At 50.2% G+C, this 6,242-nt stretch carries 9 protein-coding genes; 1 reads left to right on the forward strand and 8 read right to left on the reverse strand.

Going from position 1 to position 6,242, the window contains the following annotated elements:
- Window positions 1-8: 8 nt before the first annotated feature.
- Window positions 9-662, forward strand: coding sequence for a response regulator transcription factor (locus IQ273_RS10650; RefSeq protein ID WP_194023140.1), 654 nt, complete (start codon window positions 9-11; stop codon window positions 660-662).
- A 150-nt stretch (window positions 663-812) separates the two neighbouring features.
- On the opposite strand, the gene IQ273_RS10655 is transcribed toward IQ273_RS10650, so the two are convergent.
- The 8 genes from IQ273_RS10655 to IQ273_RS10685 form a co-directional block, all read right to left on the reverse strand.
- A complete protein-coding gene (locus tag IQ273_RS10655; RefSeq protein ID WP_194023141.1) occupies window positions 813-1,700 on the reverse strand; it encodes a DMT family transporter in 888 nt (295 codons plus the stop codon).
- Window positions 1,697-2,218 carry a MarR family winged helix-turn-helix transcriptional regulator gene (locus tag IQ273_RS10660; RefSeq protein WP_194023142.1) on the reverse strand — a complete coding sequence of 174 codons (522 nt, stop codon included), beginning with the start codon at window positions 2,216-2,218 and terminating at the stop codon, window positions 1,697-1,699. The genes IQ273_RS10655 and IQ273_RS10660 overlap by 4 nt, the downstream gene beginning before the upstream one ends.
- 144 nt (window positions 2,219-2,362) lie before the next feature.
- Window positions 2,363-3,543 (reverse strand): IS3 family transposase gene (locus IQ273_RS10665; protein WP_397197533.1). Its coding sequence is split into 2 segments (ribosomal slippage): window positions 2,363-3,237 and window positions 3,237-3,543, totalling 1,182 coding nucleotides; the frame shifts between segments, so codons are not numbered across the junction.
- A 165-nt stretch (window positions 3,544-3,708) separates the two neighbouring features.
- Window positions 3,709-3,882 (reverse strand): hypothetical protein, encoded by a 174-nt coding sequence (locus tag IQ273_RS10670; protein ID WP_194023143.1) that lies wholly within the window; start codon window positions 3,880-3,882, stop codon window positions 3,709-3,711.
- A gap of 252 nt (window positions 3,883-4,134) precedes the next feature.
- Window positions 4,135-4,260 carry a hypothetical protein gene (locus IQ273_RS34365; RefSeq protein ID WP_255534459.1) on the reverse strand — a complete coding sequence of 42 codons (126 nt, stop codon included), beginning with the start codon at window positions 4,258-4,260 and terminating at the stop codon, window positions 4,135-4,137.
- A gap of 64 nt (window positions 4,261-4,324) precedes the next feature.
- Window positions 4,325-4,984, reverse strand: coding sequence for a response regulator transcription factor (locus tag IQ273_RS10675; RefSeq protein ID WP_194023144.1), 660 nt, complete (start codon window positions 4,982-4,984; stop codon window positions 4,325-4,327).
- 13 nt (window positions 4,985-4,997) lie between these two features.
- Complete coding sequence (locus IQ273_RS10680; protein WP_313898075.1) at window positions 4,998-5,369, reverse strand: ATP-binding protein; 372 nt, start codon at window positions 5,367-5,369, stop codon at window positions 4,998-5,000.
- A gap of 51 nt (window positions 5,370-5,420) precedes the next feature.
- Window positions 5,421-5,990, reverse strand: coding sequence for a transposase (locus IQ273_RS10685; RefSeq protein WP_194023146.1), 570 nt, complete (start codon window positions 5,988-5,990; stop codon window positions 5,421-5,423).
- Window positions 5,991-6,242 lie beyond the last annotated feature (252 nt).

Raw genomic sequence — 6,242 nt, forward strand, 5'->3', positions numbered from 1 at the left:
ACCGCTATATGATTCGACTGTTACTGGTAGATGATCAAGAGATGTTTCGCCAGGGTTTGGCAGCGTTGCTGGGCTTAGAAGATGACCTGGAGATTGTCGGCCAGGCAAGTGATGGACAGAGGGCGATCGCCTTGGCAGAAGAATTGCAACCTGACATTGTTCTGATGGACGTGCAAATGCCAATTTGTGATGGCGTTGTTGCCACCCGCGACATTCATCAGCGCTTTCCCTGGATTCATATTCTGGTTCTGACCACCTTTGACCAGGATGAATACATCTGGCGATCGCTCCAGGCTGGGGCATTGGGCTATATCCTCAAAAGTGCTACATCAAAACAGGTTGCGGCAGCCATTCGTACTTTAAACCAGGGCTATAGCCAACTGGGACCGACCATCGCACCCAAACTGTTTGCTCAGCTCAATTCCATGTCTCCACCCGCTAACGCAGAGTATCAGCATCAGTTTAGCGATCGGGAACTGGAGATTCTACAACTATTGGGGAAAGGAAAAACCAATCAGGAAATGGCTCAAATTCTCCATCTGGCACATGGCACTGTGAAAAACCACATTAGTCGTATTTTGAACGAACTAGGAGTGAGCGATCGCACTCAAGCCGCACTCTGGGCACAACAACATCTCAACAAACCACGTGATATCAGATAAATCTTTTGCCTATGCGATAGAGGCAGCATAACCAGATCGTTGCACCCGAGCATTTGAGTCTCTTTGTTGGGTTTGAGAAGTTGTCTGTAGCGGGTGAACGGCATCGTTATGCGGTGATCGCTGCAACTTATCCGAGCACCCACCAAACATCTACGCCTGAGTGGGTTTTAACCTGTTGGCGTAGGAGGAGGATACAACGACTAGCCCCCCCCCAACCCATTGAGCTAGATTAGGCTGCTCCCCAATAATTACGACTGCGCTAGCCACACCAAAAATAGGGATCAGAGAAAGATAAAACGCAGCGTGACTCACAGGAAGATTTTGCAATGCAACGAGATAGAGCAAGAATGCCAACGCATACTGCATAATTCCTGAGCTTACTGCCAACAACCAAAACTGCGGCGAAATGTTTGCTGCATTCACGTCGTAGCTCGGGTTAAGGATCGACAGCATGCTAAAGCACAGTACAGTTGTAATTAACCCAACGGTTTGCTGTGATGTGGTCAGTTGTAGAGGGTTTGTTGTTTCGATCTGCTTCTTGCTAAAAAGAACGTAGACTACCGCGAACAGAGTGCCGAGAAGAACGAGTGAATCGCCAATAAGGGAAGAATGAATCGCGCCTTGAGCATCTTGTAACACCAACAAAGACACTCCCAAAAAACTAATTCCTGCTAGCAGGAATTTTGCTCGTGTCAGCTTCTCACCTAAGAAAGCGGCGGCAAATATAATGGTCAAAATCACTTCAGTAGAAGCAATCAAGGTAGCATTGCTGACCGTCGTCATCTTTACACCGAAGATCCCGAACATATAAGCTAAAGCAGGTTCAAATATCCCGGCAAATCCTTGTTTGAGTCGTTGCCAGGAAAAAGGAAACTGGCGTTCCTTCAGGTAACAAACTGTAGCAAGAAATAGAACGCTAGAGAGGAGTTGAATTATTAGCAGTGTTGTTGCCGTAATCTCTGAAAGGGCGATTTTAGTTAGCGTTACCCCTACTCCCCAGCAAAATGCATAACTCAGAGCAATAATGATTTTGTTCATGGTTCCAGCAATTGGCGATATTTTTGCTCTACAGGGCAGCGATCAGTTGGACACACTTCTTCCTCACAGAGCCGACAAATCGTGAAATTGCGTAATTCACTAGTTGTCATCGCTGTGAGCATTTTTTCCAGCAGTTTTGTCAGTTGTTTGCGATCGTTCTGGGTCAATGCACTCATAGCAAGCTGCAATTGATGACGGCGCTCGGTCAGAATGGCTTGTCGGCGCTCGTGACCTGCTTCCGTGAGAAAAAGAGCCAGTGTACGACCATCTGTTCCAGATCTGCGCTCAACTAGCCCCTCAGATTCCAAGCGATCGATGAGTCGAACAGTTCCCGGATGAGAGAGGTTAAGAATTTGTCGTAATGCATTGATTGAGATGCCTGGATCAACGCCCAAAGTCACAAGAGCAGCAGGAGCCTCTCCCCCGTAGCCAGCATTAATCTCAACAACCGAATTCAACGCATCTACAATGCTGAGTGCTAGTGCACCTAAAAGGTTTACTGTTCTTTCGTCATCCATGGCGTAGTTTCATGAATCAATGCTCGCCTCTATATATGTATGCATTATGCATATAAACTGAGCGAATGTAAAGCCTAAGGCTCAACTCATCTTGAGAGTAAGCATTTCCCGTGTGAACTTGACTCAAGAAAGTGGACAGGTAATTTAAGCTGCCTTCAAGCCCTCTAGAGAGAGCCAATAGTTATCTTCAAACTGCACTGGTGATAGGTATCCGAGGGTCGAATGTAACCGCTGTCGGTTATAGAACACCTCAATCCATTCAGCAATAACGGTGCGGGCAACCGTTCGAGTCGAGAAGATCCTAGGATGGATCAACTCGGTTTTGAGTGTGCCAAAAAAGCTTTCAGCTACTGCATTATCCCAACAATTGCCTCGACGGCTCATGCTGACCCTTATCGTAGCCTGCTGAAGTGCCTCCTGGTACTCCCCACTGGCATATTGAGAGCCTCGGTCAGAATGAAACAGCAACCCTGATGGAGCGGGTTGACGTTGCCCTAGGGCCGCCTCTAACGCTGTCAGCACCACCTCAGTGCGCATATGCTCTGCCATCGACCAGCCCACCACCCGTCGAGAGAACAGGTCAATGATGACCGCCAGATACAGCCAGCCTTCGGTCGTCCAAATGTAGGTCATGTCAGCTACCCACACCCGGTCTGGCTCTGTCGTCGTAAAGTCTCTATCCAAGTGATTCTCAGCGATGGGCCAGCCATGCTTAGAGTCAGTCGTGACCTTGAATTTACGCTTAGACCGAGCGCTGATGCCGAGTTTAGCCATTAACCGCACCACCCGTTGGCGGCTGACGCTCCAGCCTTGAGCCACCAGGGCCGCCTGAATCCTAGGGGAACCATAGCTTTGGCGACTGGTGTCATAAATTTGTTGAATCTGGTGAGACAAGATCGCATTCTCCTGGGTTCTACGGGAAGCGAGGCGGTTGCACCACGCGTAATAGCCACTCCTGGACTGCTTCAGCACTCGGCACATCAGGGCAATCGGAAAATTGACCTTCTCCCTCTGGATTAGCGCGTACGATCTGAGCTTTCCCGAGCAAAGAAGGTCGCGGCTTTTTTTAAGAAGTCGCGCTCCATCCGTACCCGCTTGAGGTCTCGACGCAGCGTATTTAATTCTTGACGTTCAGCAGAGGTCAATGAACCTTGGGTGTCTCCTGAACGATCAATTTGGGCTTGTTTCACCCATTTGCGCAATGCACTTTCAGTCAGACCCATTTCTTGAGCCACCTGGCTGACTGGTTTGCCCGATTGGCCCACGATGCGAACAGCTTCTGCTTTTTGTTCGTCTGTAAATGTCCTACGCGGTTTTTGAGTCATTTGAACATTCTCCTTCGTTGTCGACTCTTCGGGAATGTCCACTTTTTCGAGGCAAGGTCAATCGCCGCCTTAATCGCCTTCGTGTAGCGCGGGAAATAGACCGAATTGATACTGCTAGGGGGATAGGCCCTCTCCAATAGCGCCTGCTCCGTCGCACAGAGCCGGTCAATCGCCGCCTTCGTGTCCGTGCCCAGGGTATTCATCTCCACCAGCTTGGCCACGAGGATAGCGAAACTCTTTTTTGGTGAGTTTGGTGCGATCGCCCTTATCGATGCGCTGTTCCATCACCGCGACGATCTCATCGCGGGTTGTGTCGAACGTTTGGGATAGAGAGGCCACAGCTATAGTCGGTTAAATGGCATTGTCTATATCTATAAAACTCAATTATAGCAGTCAATAAATATGGATGCATCAAGCCCCTCCGGGTCAGCGGTGTACATGGGTGGCTTGATGGGTAATACCAAATCCGAATTCCTTACCCCCGATTTCCAAAAGGCCAACCTGTAGGGGCGAACGGCGGTTCGCCCAGGGGTATCAGGGGTATACAGACAGGATTTAGTATAAGAGAGAGTCTAGGGTTTGATCGCGCTATCAGGCTACCCCAGCGAGGGACTCAGCGGAGATAGGGGCACGGCGTCGCAGATCCTGCCAGTCCATCGTTAGGCGAAAGGTGGCGATCCTCCCACCCTGGGGCGCTACTGGAGGCGGCTTGCTCATGTGCCCGACTGCCTCTCTTCGAGCAGGTCAACGCCTCGTACTGTTCCCCCAATTTCAGACAACTTTAATGTGTTGTTTCAGCAACACCACAAACCGTATTGGCATAAATTGCCAGTTGGGCACGATTCCGCAGGTTGAGGCGATTGAACAGGTGAGTGACGTGAGTTTTAACAGTGCCTTCTGAAATGTAAAGTGATTGGGCAATATCCCGATTGGTGTGGCCTAGACCAATCAGTTGCAAAACTTCTTGTTCCCGTGGGGTGAGGTGGGGCATGGTGGGAAGTTCTGTTTTCGCAACGGCTTCTGAAGCGGCTACAGTCTCAGCAAACTTTTCCAGTAAACCAGGGCCGAGTTGAGCATAACCCTGATAGACGGCACGAATGGCCTGGGCCAGTTCTTCAGAGGGCATATCTTTTAACAAATATCCTTTCGCCCCGGCCCGAATGGCATCCGCAATGTATTGAGAATCATCAAACGTACTCAGTACTAATACTTTGACCTGCGGATATTGTTGGCAAATTATCCGAGTTGTTTCGCGCCCGTCCATGACAGGCATGCGCACATCCATGAGAACAACATCAGGGCACAAAGCCTCTATTTCTGCCAAGGCCTGTTCGCCATTGTGGGCAATGCCGACTACTTCTAAGTCATCTTCCAGGGATAGCATCGCCTTGAGGCCCTGGCAAATGAGGCTTTGATCATCCACCAACAACAGACGAATCATGGGCTATTGTCCCTTAACGACTCAGTTGAAGCGGAAGGGTAACAGTAATTTGACAACCCTGACCTGGGGCTGTTTCCAGGTGAAAATCGCCGTTCATGGCTGCAACCCGCTCTTCCATGCCCTGCAATCCGTAACCAGAGGCATTTTGATGGTAAGAGAAACCCTGTCCATTATCCGCGATCGCTAAATAAACCTTATCAAGATCTGCCGTTAACTCCAGATGGGCCGTTGTCGCCTGGGCATGCTTGCAGATGTTGGTCAACGCCTCCTGGGTCAACCGAAAGAGGGTGCGGGTAACCTGCGGTGATAGGGATGTAGTCAGGTGAATGGATGACGTAATGGGAATGCCGGTACATTGACGAAATTCTTGTAACAGAGTGGCGATCGCCTCCTGTAAGGGTGGTTCTGTTTGCTGATCGGCCCTGAGGGTAAGTAGCTAGGCGCATTTAAACATAAAACGTTCTAGCTGATAATTTCCAGCTTTACTACGCGCTTCCATGCCGTCAATGACGGTCATGGCCAAGTCATATTCGTTATCAAACATCTGACCGGCAATCTCGTGGCACTTCAGTTGCCGCCATTGGGTTTCTATAGGATTCATCTCCGAACAATAGGGCGGTAGAAAGAAGATGAATAACCCCTGCTCCTGCCATCGAGGCCACTGCTGTTGCACCAGGCGACTTTTGTGAAGCGAGCCATTATCCTGCACAACCACGGTAATGCGTCCCGTTTCGGCTAAGGTCTGGGCTGCTTTCTGAGCCACCCAATCCATAACTTGGATATAGCTCGGCCCCTTAAATCCGCCTTGAGAGAGTGCGTACTCGAACGCCTCCCCCGGTTGCCACAAGCCCAAGATACTAATCCGACGGCCATGGCGAGTGAGCGTTTGCTCCAGTCGCTTCTGCTCGCCTATCGGACTGTAGCTGTAGCTGACCGGACTCCAGAGGCAAAAGCCCGCTTCATCGAGGTATTTGATATCGACCAGACCCTCCTCAGCCGCCAGCACCAGGGTCTCTAAGTCTGCCTGCTTGAGGGCTTGCTTGACGGGGTCTTGCTTCCGTTTGTGACTGTGCCGGGTGCGTTTCCACCGATATCTTTTTTTTTGAGCACTCGTCGCAGTCGGTCGCTACTCGGGTGCATCCCAGTCTTGCAAGACTCATTTTGAGAAGTAGCCATTCAGATACGCACATCGCTGTCGGAGCACTTGTTGCACGTTATGTGCGTCCCAGTGAGCGCCTGAAATCTTGATTCGACGTCC

Source organism: Nodosilinea sp. LEGE 07298, assembly GCF_015207265.1.
In the GTDB taxonomy this organism is placed as follows: domain Bacteria; phylum Cyanobacteriota; class Cyanobacteriia; order Phormidesmidales; family Phormidesmidaceae; genus Nodosilinea.